Below are 15,439 nucleotides of genomic sequence, written 5' to 3' on the forward strand. Positions count from 1 at the left end.
AGGAACACCACCTGGATGCGTATCTCACTTCTCGCGGCGGCTGCCGCGCCCGCCCTGCTCGCCCCCCTTCCCGCGCTGGCCCAGACCGGCCCCGACGCGCCCCCCGGCATGGACGACGAACCGATCGATCATCCGCGCGATCGCGCGACGGTGGATCATGGGGCAATGGACCACGGGGCGATGGACCACGGGGCGATGGACCACGGGGCGATGGACCACGGCCCCGCGCACGGCGGCGAAGGGTCGGGCACCTCGCGCCTTCCCGCGAACGAGACGATGGACCACGGCGCGGCGATCGATCTCGGCGGCGATGCCAGCCTGATGCTCCACGGCTTCGTCTGGCCGGTCTATACCGACCAGGGCGGCCCGCGCGGCGACGACAAGTTCTACGTCCAGTCGATGGCCATGGCGACGCTGGAAAAGCCGTTCGACGGGGGCAAGCTGACCCTGCGCACGATGATGAGCCTCGAACCGGCCATGCGGCACGACGGCTATCCCAACCTCTTCGCCACCGGCGAAGTCGCCTATGGCGAACCGCTGGTCGACCGGCAGCACCCGCACGACCTGTTCATGGAACTGGCAGGCAGGATCGAGGTCGATATCGGCGAGAATACGAGCGCCTTCCTCTACGGCGGCCCGGTGGGCGAGCCGGCGCTGGGGCCGAGCGCGTTCATGCATCGCGCCAGCGCCCGCTACAACCCGGAGGCGCCGATCACCCATCACTGGTTCGATTCGACCCATATCACCTACGGCGTCGTGACGGCCGGCATCGGCGGACCGGCCTGGCAGCTGGAGGGCAGCGCCTTCCGCGGCCGCGAGCCGGACGAGTTCCGCTGGAACATCGAGGCGCCGCGGCTCGATTCGTGGAGCGTGCGCGCCAGCTTCGCCCCCGCCCCGGCGTGGCTGCTCCAGGCGAGCTACGGCCAGATCGACGAACCCGAGGCGATGCACGGCGGCGCGGACGAACACCGGACGACCGCCTCGGTCCACTACAACGACGGGCGCGGCCTGTCGGCCATGGCGGCATTTTCCGCCAAGGACCGCCGGCCCGGCGACACGCTGACCGCCTGGCTGGGCGAAGTGAACTGGGATCTTTCCGATCGGCACACGCTGTTCGGCCGGGTCGAGAACGTGAAGAACGACGAGCTTTTCCCCGATCACCACGATCCGCTGCACCACGAGGCGTTCCGGATCACCAAGTTCCAGGCCGGCTATGCCTATCGCCTGCCGCTGGGGCCGGTTAACGTGGCGCTGGGCGGCAGCCTCTCCGCCTTTGCCAAGCCGGCGGAACTGGACCCCTATTACGGAGACAGCCCGATGGGCTACACGCTGTTCGCGCGATTCAGCCTGGGGGACTAGTGTGAAGTACTTTGAAGATATCGAGATCGGGACCAGGCAGAGCTTCGGCTCGTACGAGGTCACGCGCGAGGAAGTGATCGACTTCGCGCAAAAATACGATCCGCAGCCGTTCCATCTCGACGACGAGGCCGCGGCGGCGACCCATTTCGGGCGCCTCTCGGCCAGCGGCTGGCAGACCTGCGCGATGACGATGCGCATGATGGTGGAGAACATGCACCGCGAACAACAGGCCGGGCTGGGATCGCCCGGCATCGACGAGCTGAAGTGGCGCCGCCCGGTCTATCCGGGCGACACCCTGCGGTGCGAGACCGAGGTCATCGCCCGGCGCCGCAGCCGCAAACGGCCCGAGATGGGCCTGTTCCGGTCGCGCATCCAGGTCTTCAACCAGGACGACGACGTGGTGCTGGAAATGATCTCGAACGGGCTGATCCGCGTGCGCGATCCGTCGGCCCCGATCGAGGATGCCCCGACCGGCTGAACCGCTAACGAAGCCTTGCCGCCGGTCGCCTCAGGTGCCGCACTGGGCGATTCCGCTGGCCCCGTAGACGACCTGGCCGCGCCCGTTGCGCAGTTCCAGCCGCGCGGGATAGTCGGTCGTCTCCATGCCGCTGCGGGTGCCTTCCCGCTCGGCCAGGTCCAGCAGCATCGCGTACTCGCGCCCGTCGTAGCGCGCCCGCGCCATGACGGGCAATTGCGGGCTGCCCGCATCGGGCGCGAGCCGGTGGATGCGCCCGTCGATCTTGACGAAGGCGCCGCGTTCCATCGCCAGGGCCAGAAGGTCCGCCTCCCCTTCCCTGGCCGCGGCCCCTTCCCCGGCCCCCTCCCGGCCCTCTTCGCCTTCGCGCAGGAACGCGCAGCCGGCGCCCGAAAGGCGATGCTGTTCGATATCGGGATAAGTGATCGCCTCCAGTTCGACCGGGTCGGGCGGAACGTCCTGTGCGGCCTCGACCGCGGCGATCGCGCGATCTTCGGCCGCGCGCTTCTCCTCCGCCGTGGGCGCGGCCTCGCCGCAGGCGATCACCGCGAAAGGCAGCATCAAGGGCACAAGCCGTTTCATATCAATGCCTTCCGAACAGTTTCTCGACATCTTCCATCTTCAGCTTGACCCAGGTCGGGCGGCCGTGATTGCACTGCCCCGAACGCGGGGTGCGCTCCATTTCGCGCAGCAGCGCGTTCATTTCCGCGACCGAGAGCACGCGCCCCGCGCGGACCGACCCGTGGCAGGCCATCGTCGCGAGCACGAGGTCGAGCTTCTCCCCCAGAAGCAGGGCCTCGCCGTGGTGGGCGAGATCGTCGGCAATGTCCTGCAGCAAGCGGGCCGGGTCGGACTTGCGCAGCGAATGCGGCACGCTGCGCACCAGCATGGCGCCCGGTCCGAAGCGCTCGATCGCCAGGCCCAGCCCGGCGAGCTTTTCGGCGGCGTCCTCCAGCCTGTCGCAGGCGGTCTCCTCCAGCTCGACCACTTCGGGGATCAGCAGGGCCTGCGCGCGCGCGACCGAGTCCCCGGCCCCCGCGGCGCGCAGCCGTTCGAGCACGAGACGTTCGTGCGCGGCGTGCTGGTCGACGAGAACCAGCCCGTCCGCCGCCTCGGCGACGATATAGGTATTGGCCACCTGGCCGCGCGCGATGCCGAGCGGGTACCGGGCCGCGTCGTCGGGCAGCGGGGCGGCTTGCTCGGCCCGGCCTTGCGGCGATGCCATCACGTCCTGCTCGTGCTCGCGCCAGGCCTGCGATGCCTCGCGCACGCCGGCCGCCGGGGCCGACCAGTCGCGGCCGGAGAAGATCGATTGCAGGGCCGCCGCCGGGGCGGGCTCGGCCACCGGCTCGCTCTGCCAGCGGCCCATGGCGGCCGCGTCTGGGGCCTGTGCGCTGCGCCGGTCGCCGGTCGCCAGCGCCTGGCGCAGGCCGGAAACAATGAAACCGCGCACCCCCGCCGCATCGCGAAAGCGCACCTCGGTCTTCGCCGGGTGCACGTTGACGTCCACTTCCTGCGCCGGCAGGTCGAGGAACAGCGCCAGCACGGCGTGGCGATCGCGCGCCAGCATGTCGGCATAGGCGCCGCGCACCGCGCCGCTCAGCAGGCGATCCTTCACCGGACGCCCGTTGACGAACAGGTACTGGTGATCGGCCACGCCGCGGTTGTAGGTCGGCAGCCCGGCGATCCCGGTCAGCTTCATCGCCCCGCGCTCGAGGTCGATCGCGACGCCGTTCGCCTCCAGCTCGCGCGCGACGATCTGCGCCACCCGCCCGGCCAGCGGCTGGTCGGCCTGGAGCGAGAGGATCCGCCGCTCGCCATGCTCGAACGTGAAGGCAATGTCGGGCCGGGCCATGGCCAGGCGCCGCACGACGTCGTGGCAGGCGGCATATTCGCTCCGCGCCGTGCGCAGGAACTTGCGCCGCGCCGGCACCCTGGCGAACAGGTTTTCCACCCGCACCCGCGTTCCGGGCGGCAGCGCGGCCGGCCCGTCCTCGCAAGGGTCGCCGTGATCGACCACGCATTTCCAGCCCTCGCCCGCCCCCTGCGGCCGGCTTTCCAGCGTCAGCCGCGCGACGCTGGCGATCGAAGGCAGGGCCTCGCCGCGAAAGCCCAGGCTCGCCACCCGTTCGATCGCGCCTTCTTCGCCCACCAGGCTTTCGGGCAGCTTCGAGGTCGCGTGCCGTTCCAGCGCCAGCGCCATCTCCTGCGGCGACATGCCGCAGCCATCGTCGGTCACCTCGATCCGGCCGAGCCCGCCGTCGACGATCCTGATCGCGATGCGCGACGCGCCGGAATCGATCGCGTTCTCGACCAGCTCCTTCAGCGCAGAGGCAGGCCGTTCGACCACTTCGCCCGCGGCAATGCGGTTCACCAGCGTTTCGGGAAGGCGGCGAATTTCGGGCATTGCCGGGTACCTAGCGGCGAAGCGCCGTGAATTCGAGGCCGGCGGAAGGGTTTACCCAGCTTTTCGCAACAATTCTTTTGGCCTTTTTCCGCAGCTTTGGTTAAGGACCCGCGATCCCTGTCAGATGCGGGTTACGGCAGTCGCGGGTAACTGCGGCGAGGGCCCGAGACACATACGGAAAACGCGCAACGGCAATGAGCTTCCTGTCCAACATGTTCAAATTCGGCTCGCAGAACCTCGCGATCGACCTCGGCACCGCCAACACCCTGGTCTATGTCCAGGACCAGGGCATCATCCTCAACGAGCCATCGGTGGTCGCGATCGAGACGATCAACGGGATCAAGCGCGTGAAGGCCGTGGGCGACGATGCCAAGATGATGATGGGCAAGACGCCCGACAGCATCGAGGCGATCCGCCCGCTGCGCGATGGCGTGATCGCCGACATCGAGATCGCCGAGGAGATGATCAAGCACTTCATCCGCAAGGTGCACGGGAAGAAGAGCCTGTTCCGCTATCCCGAGATCACGATCTGCGTCCCCTCCGGCTCGACCTCGGTCGAACGGCGCGCGATCCGCGACGCGGCGAGCAATGCGGGGGCGAGCGCGGTCTACCTGATCCTCGAGCCGATGGCCGCGGCGATCGGGGCCGACATGCCGGTGACCGAGCCGGTCGGGTCGATGGTCGTCGATATCGGCGGCGGCACGACCGAAGTCGCGGTGCTGTCGCTGCGCGGGCTTGCCTATACCACCTCGGTCCGCACCGGGGGCGACAAGATGGACGAGGCGATCGTTTCCTACGTCCGCCGCCACCACAACCTGCTGATCGGCGAATCGACGGCGGAGCGGATCAAGAAGGATTACGGCATCGCCACGGTGCCCGAAGACGGCGTGGGCGAAACGATCACGCTGAAGGGCCGCGACCTGGTGAACGGCGTGCCGAAGGAAATCACGATCAACCAGGCCCACGTGGCCGAGGCGCTGGCCGAACCGATCGGCGCGATCGTCGAAGGCGTGCGGATCGCGCTGGAGAACACCGCGCCCGAACTCGCCGCCGACATCGTGGACCAGGGCATCGTGCTGACCGGCGGCGGCGCGCTGATCCAGGAACTGGACGAGCACTTGCGCGAGGAAACCGGCCTGCCCGTCAGCATTGCCGAAGACCCGCTGTCGTGCGTCGCCATCGGCACCGGCCGGGCGATGGAAGATCCGATCTATCGCGGCGTGTTGATGACCGCCTGAGGGGGAACGTATGGCGCCGCCTTCGTCACGGCGCTCGAGCTATTCGCGCAGGGCGCAATACGGGGTCTTCACCGGCTACGTCATCGCCGGGATCGGCGCGCTCGTCGGTGCCGTCCTCCTCGCCCTCTCGCTCTGGCGGCCGGCAAGCTTCAACGGCCCGCGCGCGGTTGCCGGCGACGCCGTTGCCCCCGCGGCCACGGCGAGCGCGAATGTCCGGGCCGAAAGCCAGGGCCTGTTCGACGCGATCGGGGGGTACCTGCGCGCCGGCAGCCAGAATGCCGAGCTGAAGAAGGAAGTCGAACTCGCCCGCATCCGCCTGGCGGAGGCGGAGGCGCTGGCGCAGGAAAACGCGCGCCTGAAGGCCCTCCTCGGCCTCTACGAGACGGATGAGAAGCCGGTCGCCGTCGCGCGCCTGATCGGTTCCACCTCGGCGAGCGCGCGACGTTTCGCCTATCTCGGCGCGGGCCGCGCGGACGGCGTGGTGGCCGGAATGCCGGTGCGCAGCCCGCGCGGCGTCGTCGGCCGCGTGCTGGAGGTCGGCCGCGACAGCGCGCGCGTCCTCCTGCTGACCGATAGCCAGAGCGTCCTGCCCGTGCGGCTGGCGCAGGGCAACGTCGTCGCCTTCGCCGAGGGGCGCGGCGACAGCCTGCTGCGTATTCGCCTGGTGAACCTGGGCATCAACCCGCTGAAGCCGGGCGACGTCTTCGTCACCAGCGGGGCCGGCGGTTACTACCGCCCCGGCATCGCGGTGGCGATCGTGGCCGAGAAGACCGAGGACGGCGCGCTGGCGCGGATCATCAGCGACCCGGCGGCGACCGATTACGTCGCGGTCGAGGCGATCTGGCAGGAAGACGCCCTGCGCGCGGCGCAGACGCCCGCGGCGGAGCCGGTGACCGAGTAATGGAGCGGACCGATCCCCGGTCGCGCCGCGATGCATACGGCTCGCGGATCAACCGGACCCATTCCCCCGCGCTCGCCTACGCCGTGCCCTGGGGGACGATCCTTCTCGCCTCGCTCCTGCCGCTGTTCCCGATCGCCTCGGCCGCGCCGGTCGTCCCGCCGATCGGGCTGATGACGCTGGTCGCCTGGCGCCTCGTGCGGCCGGGCCTCATGCCGGTCTGGGCGGGCCTGCCGCTGGGCGCGTTCGACGACCTGTTCAGCGGGCAGCCATTCGGCAGCGCTATCCTGCTGTGGTCGCTGGCCATGATCGCGATCGAGGCGATCGAGATCCGCTTCCCCTGGCGGTCGTTCGTCCAGGACTGGCTGATCGCCGGCGCCATCGTCGCCACCTATATCGTCGCCGCCGCGGTGGTATCGGGGGCCCATCTCTACGCCCCGCTGCTGGCCGCGCTGCTGCCGCAGATCTTGCTGTCCCTGCTCCTCTATCCCATTATCGCCCGCATGATTTCCATCCTCGACCGTTTCAGGCTGCTCCGTATCTGGATGATCGGCTGATGCTCGGCAGGAAATCGCGCGCGCGCAAGGCCCTTTCGTCCCAGCTCACTTCTGCCACGCTCGACAATATCTACGATCGTCGCAGCTTCGTCATCGCGGCGGTGGGCGCGGGCATCGGCACGCTGCTGGCGGTGCGGATGGGCTATATCGCGATCGCGGAGAACGAGAAGTACCGGACCGAGGCGGAAAGCAACCGCGTCAACCTGTCGCTGATCCCGCCGCGCCGCGGGTGGATCCTCGATCGCAACGACGCGCCGCTGGCATCCAACCGGGCCGACTTCCGCGTCGACGTGATCCCCGAGCGGATGACCGACAAGGAACGCGAGATCGAGGTTCTGGGCGAAGTGCTCTCGCTCGACCGCGCGCAGTTGATCGACTTGCGCGAGCGGATCGACCAGACGCGCGGCTTCCGCCCGGTCGAGGTCGGCAGCGGCCTCAGCTACGAACAGTTCGCCGCGCTCAGCGTGCGCCTGCCCGACCTGCCCGGCGTCGTGCCGCAGCGCGGCTTCTCGCGCTTCTACCCCACGGGCCCGTCGGTCGGGCACCTGATCGGTTATGTCGGCCCGGCTTCGGCCGAGGAGTACGAGGCGGATCGCAACCCCCTGCTGATCACGCCCGGCTACAAGATCGGCAAGGACGGGCTGGAAAAGCAGTTCGAGCAGCGCCTGCGCGGCGTCCCCGGCGCGCGCCGGGTCGAAGTGACCGCCTCGGGCCGGATCGTGCGCGACCTCGAAACGCGCGAGGACGTCCAGGGCGAGCCGGTCAAGCTGACGATCGACGGCCCGCTGCAGGACTATGCCGCCCGCCGGATCGGCCTCGAATCGGGCTCGGTCGTGGTCATGGACTGCCGCACCGGCGACCTGCTGTGCATGGCCTCGATGCCCAGTTTCGATCCCAACAGCTTTTCCGACGGGATCGGCAGCGTCGAATACGCGATGCTGCGCGAGGACGAACGCGTCCCCTTGCGCAACAAGGTGCTGAAAGGCCTCTATCCGCCCGGCTCGACGGTGAAGCCGATGGTTTCGATGGCGTTCCTGCGCGAGGGGCTCGACCCGGAAGAAACCGTCTATTGCGGCGGCGGCCTGAGGGTCGGCAACCGCGTGTTCCGCTGCTGGAAACGGGGCGGCCACGGCCACGTGAACATGGCCAAGGGCATCTACCAGAGCTGCGACGTCTATTACTATCACTTCGCACAGCGGATCGGGATGGACCCGATCGCGGCCATGGCCCGGCGCTGCGGCATGGGCCAGGAATTCGACCTGCCGGTGTTGAGCCAGTTCTACGGCACCGTTCCCGACCCGGCGTGGAAACTGCGCAAGCACGGGCGCGAATGGCAGGCCTTCGACACGGTCAACGCCACGATCGGCCAGGGCTACATGCTCTCCAACCCGCTGCAGCTGGCGGTCATGGCATCGCGCATCGCCACCGGCCGCCATGTCCAGCCCCGCCTGCTCTACGGCGGCGCGGAGGCACCGTTCGCCTCGGCCGACTTCCCCGCCGAACACGTCAGGCTCGTGCGCGAGGCGATGAGCGACGTCGTCAACGGCCCCGGAACGGCCGGGCGCGCGCGCCTGCCGCTGCCCGACGTGCTGATGGCGGGCAAGACCGGGACCGCGCAGGTCGTCTCGCTGTCGAAATCGGATGGCCGCTCGGGCCCGTGGAAGTATCGCGACCACGGGCTGTTCATCTTCTTCGCGCCGTTCGACAACCCGCGCTATGCCGGCGCGGTGGTGATCGAACACGGCGGCGGATCGGGCGCGGCCTATCCGATCGCCCGCGACGTGACGACATTCCTGTTCGACCCGACCAAGGGGATGGAGGCGCTTCACGCGCTTGAAAAGCAATGGGGCGGCACCGCGCAGGAACGGCTGACCAGGAAATACGCCGCCTATGCCGAGCAGGCAGGCGCGGACGTGCCGCCGGTGCCGCGCCGTGAAGAGGAAATCTTCGACCGTGTCGACGCCGAGGCCCGGGCCGCCGCGATGGTGCCGGTGAACGAGGCGACCGACGCCGCGATCAACCGTTCGCAGGTGGACGAATGAACTCGGTCGTCCCCGCCCCGATCGCGCGCCAGCCCTGGGGAATGCTGATCCCGCTATTCATGCTGGTCGGCTTCGGCGCGATGGTGCTGTTCTCCGCCGCGGGCGGCAACTGGAAGCCTTTTGCCATTCCGCACCTCGTGCGCTTCGCCGTGTTCCTGGCGATGGCCGGCGTGATGACGCTGTTCAGCCGGGATCTCGTGCGCCTGCTCGCCTACCCCGGCTACGCTCTGGTCCTGGCCATGCTGGTCGCGGTGGAGGCGATGGGCTTCGTCGGCGGCGGCAGCCAGCGCTGGCTCGACCTGGGGGTGATCCAACTGCAGCCATCCGAACTGATGAAGCCGGCGATCGTCCTGGTCCTGGCGCGCTTCTACAGCGGGCTTCCTCCTTCGATGACGACGTCGTGGCGCGCGCTCGTTCCGGCGGGCGTGCTGATCGCGCTGCCGATGGGGCTCGTCCTGCTCCAGCCCGATCTCGGCACGACGCTGGCCATCGCCTTCGGGGGGGTCGTGGTCATGTTCCTGGCCGGCCTGCCGCTGCGCTGGTTCGCAGCCGGCGCGATCGGGGCCATGATCGTCGCGCCGATCGCCTATTTCTTCGGCCTGCACGATTACCAGCGGCGGCGGGTGACGACCTTCCTCGATCCCGAAAGCGATCCGCTGGGCGCCGGCTATCACATCACCCAGTCGAAGATCGCGATCGGCTCGGGCGGGCTGACCGGCAAGGGCTTCAACGAGGGATCGCAGAGCCATCTCAATTACCTGCCCGAGCCGCACACCGATTTCGTCTTCGCGACGATGGCCGAGGAATGGGGCCTGCTCGGCGGCCTGGCGGTGATCCTGATCTTCGGCCTGATCCTGCGCTGGGGCCTCCAGGTCGCGCACCGCTCGCAGGATCGCTTCGCCAAGCTGCTGGCGGCCGGGATGGTGGCGACGATCTTCTTCTACGTCGCGATCAACCTGATGATGGTCATGGGCCTGGCCCCTGTGGTCGGGATCCCGCTTCCGTTCATGAGCCACGGCGGTTCGTCGATGCTGACGAACATGATCTGCATCGGCTCGCTGATGATGGTCAATCGCTGGAATCGGCAGGCGCCGCAGAGCCGTTTTCGCTAGATCGCGAAATCACCCCTTTTCATGCTCGCGAGGATCGCTATATGCAGCGCCTCCCGAGTCGGGGCCCTGCCCCGCCCGGCCAGCCGAAACGGCATGGGGACGCATAGCTCAGTTGGTAGAGCAGCTGACTCTTAATCAGCGGGTCCTAGGTTCGAGCCCTAGTGCGTCCACCATTTCCCACCATTCGCCCCTTCCCCCGCGCGCCGCTTGTGCTACCGGGCTGGCAGTTTTGATGCGGAGATTTGCATGGCGCGTTTCCTGGTGGTCGAGGCCCGGTTCTACGAACATCTCAACGACCTGTTGCTCGACGGCGCGCGCAGCGCGCTGGAGGCGGCGGGGCACGAAGTCGAGGTCGTGACCGTTCCGGGCGCGCTGGAGGTGCCCGGCGCGATCGCGCTTGCCGCCGAGAGCGGGCGGTTCGACGGCTTCGTCGCGCTCGGCATCGTCATTCGCGGCGAGACCTATCACTTCGAGATCGTCGCGGGCGAGAGCGCGCGCGGGATCATGGCCCTTTCGATGGACGGCATTGCGATCGGCAACGGCATCCTGACGGTCGAGAACGAGGAACAGGCGCTCGTCCGCGCGAAGAAGGCGGAAAAGGACAAGGGCGGCGAGGCTGCCCGCGCCGCCATGGCCATGCTGGCCCTGCAGGACAAGTTCGCTTGATCGCGGCGTCCCGGCGCGATCGCCCGGCACAGGTGCCCGCGTGAACGGACCGCTCGAATGGATTGCCGCCATCGGCACGATGATCGCTGCCGGGCTGATCGCCGCCGACCTGGGGCGCAAGGCCACCGGCTGGGGCTTCGTGCTGTTCTGCGCTGTGGCGATCACCTGGATCGTGTCCGGCCTGACGAGCGGGGCCATGCCGATCGCCGCGATGAACGCGATCCTGCTGGCCATCAACGCCTGGGGCGTGTGGCAATACCTGCTGAGCCCGCGCAACCGGCGCAAGCTGGAAAAGATGGAAGAGCTGGAGGAAGAGGCCGAACGCGAAGTGGACGGCTAGGCCGCCCCTCTCGCGCTCCCCTCCCCCAGCCTTGGCCGCAGCGGCGTCAGTCGGCGAGCCGGCCGAAGCAGGCGTTGCCGGCATAGCGGGCGCTGTCGCCCAGTTCTTCCTCGATCCGGATCAGCTGGTTGTACTTCGCCAGGCGATCCGACCGGGCGAGCGAGCCGGTCTTGATCTGGCCGCAGTTGGTCGCGACCGCGAGGTCGGCAATGGTCGAATCCTCGGTCTCGCCCGAGCGGTGGCTCATCACCGAGGTGTAGCCGGCACGAGTGGCGATATCGACCGCCTCCAGCGTCTCCGTCAGCGTGCCGATCTGGTTGACCTTGACCAGCAGCGAGTTCGCCAGCCCCTTGTCGATCCCCATCCGCAGCCGCTCGGGGTTGGTCACGAACAGGTCGTCGCCGACCAATTGCACTTTCCCGCCGATGCGATCGGTCAGCGCCTTCCAGCCTTCGAAGTCGTCTTCGCTCATCCCGTCCTCGATCGAGCGGATCGGGTAATCGGCGCACAGGCTCGCCAGGTACTCGGCCATTTCCTCGGGATTGAGCGAGATCTCTTCCCCGGCAAGATCGTAGCGGCCTTCGGAGAAGAACTCGGTCGAGGCGCAATCGAGCGCCAGCGCGACGTCGGCCCCCGGCCGGAAGCCGGCTTCCTCGATCGAGCGCATGATGAAATCGAGCGCCGCGCGCGTGCTGGCGAGATCGGGCGCAAAGCCGCCTTCGTCGCCGACCGCGGTCGAAAGCCCTTTCTGCGCCAGCCCCTTCTTGAGCGTGTGGAACACTTCCGCGCCCCAGCGCACGCCGTCGGCCAGCGTTTCGGCGCCGACCGGCATGATCATGAATTCCTGGATGTCGATCGGGTTGTCGGCATGCTCGCCGCCGTTGATGATGTTCATCATCGGCACCGGCAGGACATGGGCCGAAACCCCGCCCAGGTAGCTGTAGAGCGGCAGGCCGCGCGCATTGGCGGCCGCCTTGGCCACGGCCAGGCTGACGCCGAGGATCGCGTTCGCGCCCAGGCGCCCCTTGTTCCCGCTGCCGTCGAGCGCGATCATCGCCAGGTCGATGTCGCGCTGGTCTTCCGCGTCGAGGCCCAGAAGAGTGTCGGCGATCTCTCCGTTCACGGCATCGACGGCCTTCGTCACGCCCTTGCCCAGATAGCGCCCCTTGTCGCCGTCGCGCAGTTCCACCGCCTCGTGCGCGCCGGTCGACGCGCCCGAAGGCACGGCGGCGCGGCCGAAGCTGCCATCTTCCAGCAGGACGTCCACCTCCACTGTCGGATTGCCCCGGCTGTCGAGGATTTCGCGGCCGTGAAGATCGATGATCGCAGTCATGAAGCGCTCCGGGTCGAGAGGTGTTGTAATGGACTATGACACCCCCATATCGGGTGTCTGGCGCCCCTCTATGCGCCGGAACAATGCGGCGCAAGTTGCGTTGGCAACCTGAACAGCTAAAGCGCCGATGACGGCTGCGCGCTGCAAATCAAGTTGAGGGCTTAAGGGAACACGACATGGCTGACGCGACACCTTCCACCACCAAGAAGAAAACGACCGCCAAGAAGCCGGGGGCTCGCAGCACGGCGAAGGCGAAGACGGGTGCCGCCAGCACCCCCGCGCCCGAGAGCCGGACCCCTGATCAACCGACGACGGACCACCGGACCGAAGCCAAGTCGCGTTTCAACTCCGCGCTGGAGGAAGCCAAGGCCGGCGCCGCCGCGCTGAAGGCCGAGGCGGCCGATCGCGCCTCCGCCTATCGCGACCAGGCGCGCGACCGCTCCGACGACTGGGTCGCCGAGGCGAAGGCCTATGGCGAACAGGCGAAGGGCAAGAGCAAGGAACTCGCGACCGAGGGCAAGACCAAGGCGAGCGAGGCGCTGTCCTCGCTCAGCCGCATGGTTTCCGAGAATGCCACCGCGATCGACGAGAAGTTCGGTTCGCAATACGGCGATTACGCGCGCAAGGCCTCGCGCAGCCTCGAGGATGCCTCGGTCAAGCTCGACCAGAAGAGCGTCGACGAACTGAGCGACGAAGCGCGCGAAATGGTCCGCCGGAGTCCCGGCCTCGCGGTCGGGCTGGCGGCGGTCGCGGGTTTCATGCTGGCGCGGATGTTCCGCGGCAGCCGCGACTGATCCGCGCGCTTTCCCGAGGTGGCAACCATGCATGACGAGCCCCTGCCCCCCGGGCAGGACGGGCAGGAGAGTCCGGGCGCCGACCAGGCGCGCTCGGGCACTTCGCTGACCGACGATCTCGTCGCGCTGCTCGAAGACGGCAAGACCTACCTGGAGGCCGAGGCGGCCTATCAGAAAAGCCGCGCGGGTTTCGTCGCGGACAAGGGCAAGTGGGGGATCGTCCACGGCCTTGCCGCCTTCGCCCTCGTGCATATCGCGCTGATCGGGCTGGTGGTCGGCGTGGTCATCGCGCTCTCGCGCTTCCTCACCATCTGGGGCGCGACCGCGGCGGTGACCGGGGTGCTCCTGCTCGGCGGATACTTGTTCGCGCGCAGCGCGATCCGGCATTTCAAGGAGGCCGGGGCCAGCTTCGGAGACGACAGCCCATGACCGAGGCCGAACACAGGATGGCGGAAGCCCGTGCGTTGCGCGACGCGGCGCTGGCGCTGGTAAAGGCGGACATCGCCCACCTGCAGACCGATCTCAACGCCAAGGGCATCGGCGCGCGCGTGCTGGAACGGCTGGCCGAAGGCGCGAGCGACGTGCTCGACGAGGCGACCGACGTCGCGGAGAACCACCGCGGCGTGCTGGTCACGCTGGTCGCGGCGATCGTGCTGTGGTTCGCGCGGCACCCCCTGATGGCCCTGTTCACCGGGGATGAAGCCGGGCGCGACGACGACGAGGCAGAGGCGAAACTCGAAGGGGCTTGAGCCCGTTCGGTTCCCGACAACCCAATTCAGCGGAGACTAACGACAATGGCCGACAACGAGAAAAGCGAAGAGCTGAAGAACCGGATCGAGGCGGGCCAGCAGCGGCACGCGAACCGCTCGATGGGCGACTATGCCCGCGAGGCGCGCGACACCGCGACCGCTTTCGTCAAGGACCACCCGATCGCGACCGTTGCCGGCGGCCTGGCGCTGGGCGTTATCATCGCCAGCATCGTTCCCGGCCCCGGCCGGCGCATGCGCAAGAAGGCCGTGCGTCGCGGCTCGGCCATGGCCGCGATCCTGGCCGAGATGGGGGCCGCCTATGGCGCTTCCCTGCTCGACAACCTCGGCTCGGCAGCCAGGACCGGCGGCGACCGGCTGGAGGACATCGGCGATTCGATCGGCGACAGCGCCCGCGATTTCCGCCGCGAGGTCGGCTCCCAGCGCGACGCGGCGCGCGAAACCGTGCGCCGCCTGACGCGCGATGCCGGCAAGCGGACCGGGCGCACGGTGCGCGACCTGAAGCAGCGCATCGCCCACTGACGGCCCCCGCGGCCGCAAGGGGCGCGCAGCGGCGCGGCGGGGTTGCCTGCCGCGCCGTTTGCTATAAGGGCCGCGCCGTTCCCCAACCCTCCTCCCTCATGGTTCAGGACCGAAGACATGGAAGAAACCGAAGCACCCCAGCGGCTCCACCTCGTCATGGGCGGGCGCGTGAAGGATCCCCGCACGCTGGAATTCCAGGACCCGGAAAGCATCCACGTGGTCGGCGTGTTCAGCGATTACGACAGCGCGGTCGAGGCCTGGCGCGGCAATGCGCAGCGCACCGTGGACGATGCTGAAATGAAATACGTCGTCGTCCACCTGCACCGCCTGCTGACGCCGGACGCCTGACAGGCGAAAGGCCCCGGACGCGGTCCGGGGCCTTCGTTTCATCCGCCCGCGGCCCGCGCCGCGGCCCGGATCAGATGAATTCAATCTTGTCGACGAGGTAGAACTTGTCGCCCGAAGGCACGGTCACCTCGATCTCGTCGCCCACCGACTTGCCGATCAGCGCGCGCCCCAGCGGCGAGTTGTAGCTGATCCGCCCCCGGTTCGCGTCGGCTTCCGTCTGGCCGACGATCTGGTATTTCACCGGCTTGTCGTCGTCGTCCAGCAGGGTCACGGTCGCGCCGAAAACGATCTTGTCGCCCGAAAGGGTCGTCGGATCGATGATCTGGGCGCGGCTGACGCGATCTTCCAGTTCGGCGATCTGCGCCTCGACCTGGCCCTGCCGTTCCTTCGCCGCGTGGTATTCGGCGTTTTCCGACAGGTCGCCATGGGCGCGCGCTTCTTCGATCGCGTCGACGATCTTCGGCCGTTCCGCGCGCAGGGACTTGAGGTCGGCAGTCAGCCGCTCGTAACCCTCTGCCAGCATCGGAACCTTTTCCATCGTAGCCATCGCGTCTTTCCTCCATGCGTCCCCGTCACGGCAA

18 protein-coding genes and 1 tRNA gene are annotated in these 15,439 nt (G+C 68.4%); 15 read left to right on the top strand and 4 right to left on the bottom strand.

All coding sequences use genetic code 11. From position 1 onward, the window contains the following. The first annotated feature begins 15 nt into the window (after positions 1–15). On the top strand, positions 16–1,359 hold the full coding sequence (locus tag GRI72_RS05515) for a hypothetical protein (RefSeq protein ID WP_237486809.1): 1,344 nt from the start codon (positions 16–18) through the stop codon (positions 1,357–1,359). A 1-nt stretch (position 1,360) separates the two neighbouring features. Beyond that, positions 1,361–1,837, top strand: a complete 477-nt coding sequence (locus GRI72_RS05520) for a MaoC/PaaZ C-terminal domain-containing protein (RefSeq protein ID WP_160732933.1) — start codon at positions 1,361–1,363, stop codon at positions 1,835–1,837. 30 nt (positions 1,838–1,867) lie between these two features. On the opposite strand, the gene GRI72_RS05525 is transcribed toward GRI72_RS05520, so the two are convergent. Both GRI72_RS05525 and mutL read right to left on the bottom strand, forming a co-directional pair. Further along, positions 1,868–2,416 carry a hypothetical protein gene (locus GRI72_RS05525; protein ID WP_160732934.1) on the bottom strand — a complete coding sequence of 183 codons (549 nt, stop codon included), beginning with the start codon at positions 2,414–2,416 and terminating at the stop codon, positions 1,868–1,870. Position 2,417: 1 nt separating this feature from the next. After that, positions 2,418–4,241: a DNA mismatch repair endonuclease MutL gene (mutL, locus tag GRI72_RS05530; RefSeq protein WP_160732935.1), complete on the bottom strand. Its 1,824-nt coding sequence runs from the start codon at positions 4,239–4,241 to the stop codon at positions 2,418–2,420. A gap of 194 nt (positions 4,242–4,435) precedes the next feature. Here mutL and GRI72_RS05535 point away from each other — a divergent pair, with 194 nt between their 5' ends. The 8 genes from GRI72_RS05535 to GRI72_RS05570 all read left to right on the top strand — a co-directional run bounded on the left by GRI72_RS05535 (position 4,436) and on the right by GRI72_RS05570 (position 11,094). Further along, on the top strand, positions 4,436–5,479 hold the full coding sequence (locus GRI72_RS05535; protein ID WP_160732936.1) for a rod shape-determining protein: 1,044 nt from the start codon (positions 4,436–4,438) through the stop codon (positions 5,477–5,479). A gap of 10 nt (positions 5,480–5,489) precedes the next feature. Continuing rightward, complete coding sequence (gene mreC, locus GRI72_RS05540; RefSeq protein WP_160732937.1) at positions 5,490–6,380, top strand: rod shape-determining protein MreC; 891 nt, start codon at positions 5,490–5,492, stop codon at positions 6,378–6,380. Continuing rightward, entirely contained in the window at positions 6,380–6,934 is a 555-nt protein-coding gene (locus GRI72_RS05545) for a rod shape-determining protein MreD (protein ID WP_160732938.1), read from the top strand. Before mreC ends, GRI72_RS05545 begins: the two co-directional genes overlap by 1 nt. Beyond that, positions 6,934–8,976, top strand: coding sequence for a penicillin-binding protein 2 (mrdA, locus tag GRI72_RS05550; protein WP_160732939.1), 2,043 nt, complete (start codon positions 6,934–6,936; stop codon positions 8,974–8,976). Before GRI72_RS05545 ends, mrdA begins: the two co-directional genes overlap by 1 nt. Continuing rightward, positions 8,973–10,088: a rod shape-determining protein RodA gene (gene rodA / locus GRI72_RS05555; protein ID WP_160732940.1), complete on the top strand. Its 1,116-nt coding sequence runs from the start codon at positions 8,973–8,975 to the stop codon at positions 10,086–10,088. The genes mrdA and rodA overlap by 4 nt, the downstream gene beginning before the upstream one ends. A 97-nt stretch (positions 10,089–10,185) precedes the next feature. Further along, positions 10,186–10,261 (top strand) — tRNA-Lys (locus tag GRI72_RS05560). 73 nt (positions 10,262–10,334) lie between these two features. Beyond that, complete coding sequence (gene ribH, locus GRI72_RS05565; RefSeq protein WP_160732941.1) at positions 10,335–10,754, top strand: 6,7-dimethyl-8-ribityllumazine synthase; 420 nt, start codon at positions 10,335–10,337, stop codon at positions 10,752–10,754. A gap of 40 nt (positions 10,755–10,794) precedes the next feature. After that, complete coding sequence (locus GRI72_RS05570) at positions 10,795–11,094, top strand: hypothetical protein (protein WP_160732942.1); 300 nt, start codon at positions 10,795–10,797, stop codon at positions 11,092–11,094. Between the two features lie 46 nt (positions 11,095–11,140). Here GRI72_RS05570 and eno read toward each other — a convergent pair whose 3' ends face one another. Next, positions 11,141–12,427 carry a phosphopyruvate hydratase gene (gene eno / locus GRI72_RS05575; RefSeq protein ID WP_160732943.1) on the bottom strand — a complete coding sequence of 429 codons (1,287 nt, stop codon included), beginning with the start codon at positions 12,425–12,427 and terminating at the stop codon, positions 11,141–11,143. Positions 12,428–12,603: 176 nt separating this feature from the next. Here eno and GRI72_RS05580 point away from each other — a divergent pair, with 176 nt between their 5' ends. The 5 genes from GRI72_RS05580 (at position 12,604) to GRI72_RS05600 (ending at position 14,858) form a co-directional block, all read left to right on the top strand. Beyond that, positions 12,604–13,221: a hypothetical protein gene (locus tag GRI72_RS05580; RefSeq protein ID WP_160732944.1), complete on the top strand. Its 618-nt coding sequence runs from the start codon at positions 12,604–12,606 to the stop codon at positions 13,219–13,221. 27 nt (positions 13,222–13,248) lie between these two features. Then, on the top strand, positions 13,249–13,650 hold the full coding sequence (locus tag GRI72_RS05585; protein ID WP_160732945.1) for a phage holin family protein: 402 nt from the start codon (positions 13,249–13,251) through the stop codon (positions 13,648–13,650). Further along, entirely contained in the window at positions 13,647–13,970 is a 324-nt protein-coding gene (locus GRI72_RS05590; RefSeq protein ID WP_160732946.1) for a hypothetical protein, read from the top strand. The genes GRI72_RS05585 and GRI72_RS05590 overlap by 4 nt, the downstream gene beginning before the upstream one ends. 45 nt (positions 13,971–14,015) lie before the next feature. Beyond that, positions 14,016–14,510, top strand: coding sequence for a hypothetical protein (locus tag GRI72_RS05595; protein WP_160732947.1), 495 nt, complete (start codon positions 14,016–14,018; stop codon positions 14,508–14,510). Between the two features lie 117 nt (positions 14,511–14,627). Next, complete coding sequence (locus GRI72_RS05600; RefSeq protein WP_160732948.1) at positions 14,628–14,858, top strand: DUF4170 domain-containing protein; 231 nt, start codon at positions 14,628–14,630, stop codon at positions 14,856–14,858. Positions 14,859–14,928: 70 nt separating this feature from the next. Here GRI72_RS05600 and greA read toward each other — a convergent pair whose 3' ends face one another. After that, a complete protein-coding gene (greA, locus tag GRI72_RS05605) occupies positions 14,929–15,405 on the bottom strand; it encodes a transcription elongation factor GreA (RefSeq protein ID WP_160732949.1) in 477 nt (158 codons plus the stop codon). Between the last annotated feature and the right edge of the window lie 34 nt (positions 15,406–15,439).

The organism is Pelagerythrobacter marinus (genome assembly GCF_009827515.1).
Classification (GTDB): domain Bacteria; phylum Pseudomonadota; class Alphaproteobacteria; order Sphingomonadales; family Sphingomonadaceae; genus Pelagerythrobacter; species Pelagerythrobacter marinus.

Excerpts from the sequence above, each read along its gene's own strand:
- GRI72_RS05515 (WP_237486809.1), top strand. The coding sequence starts at position 16 with ATGCGTATCTCACTTCTCGCGGCGGCTGCCGCGCCCGCCCTGCTCGCC.
- GRI72_RS05525 (WP_160732934.1), bottom strand. The coding sequence starts at position 2,416 with ATGAAACGGCTTGTGCCCTTGATGCTGCCTTTCGCGGTGATCGCCTGC.
- mutL (WP_160732935.1), bottom strand. The coding sequence starts at position 4,241 with ATGCCCGAAATTCGCCGCCTTCCCGAAACGCTGGTGAACCGCATTGCC.
- GRI72_RS05535 (WP_160732936.1), top strand. The coding sequence starts at position 4,436 with ATGAGCTTCCTGTCCAACATGTTCAAATTCGGCTCGCAGAACCTCGCG.
- mreC (WP_160732937.1), top strand. The coding sequence starts at position 5,490 with ATGGCGCCGCCTTCGTCACGGCGCTCGAGCTATTCGCGCAGGGCGCAA.
- GRI72_RS05545 (WP_160732938.1), top strand. The coding sequence starts at position 6,380 with ATGGAGCGGACCGATCCCCGGTCGCGCCGCGATGCATACGGCTCGCGG.
- mrdA (WP_160732939.1), top strand. The coding sequence starts at position 6,934 with ATGCTCGGCAGGAAATCGCGCGCGCGCAAGGCCCTTTCGTCCCAGCTC.
- rodA (WP_160732940.1), top strand. The coding sequence starts at position 8,973 with ATGAACTCGGTCGTCCCCGCCCCGATCGCGCGCCAGCCCTGGGGAATG.
- ribH (WP_160732941.1), top strand. The coding sequence starts at position 10,335 with ATGGCGCGTTTCCTGGTGGTCGAGGCCCGGTTCTACGAACATCTCAAC.
- eno (WP_160732943.1), bottom strand. The coding sequence starts at position 12,427 with ATGACTGCGATCATCGATCTTCACGGCCGCGAAATCCTCGACAGCCGG.
- GRI72_RS05580 (WP_160732944.1), top strand. The coding sequence starts at position 12,604 with ATGGCTGACGCGACACCTTCCACCACCAAGAAGAAAACGACCGCCAAG.
- GRI72_RS05585 (WP_160732945.1), top strand. The coding sequence starts at position 13,249 with ATGCATGACGAGCCCCTGCCCCCCGGGCAGGACGGGCAGGAGAGTCCG.
- GRI72_RS05590 (WP_160732946.1), top strand. The coding sequence starts at position 13,647 with ATGACCGAGGCCGAACACAGGATGGCGGAAGCCCGTGCGTTGCGCGAC.
- GRI72_RS05595 (WP_160732947.1), top strand. The coding sequence starts at position 14,016 with ATGGCCGACAACGAGAAAAGCGAAGAGCTGAAGAACCGGATCGAGGCG.
- GRI72_RS05600 (WP_160732948.1), top strand. The coding sequence starts at position 14,628 with ATGGAAGAAACCGAAGCACCCCAGCGGCTCCACCTCGTCATGGGCGGG.
- greA (WP_160732949.1), bottom strand. The coding sequence starts at position 15,405 with ATGGCTACGATGGAAAAGGTTCCGATGCTGGCAGAGGGTTACGAGCGG.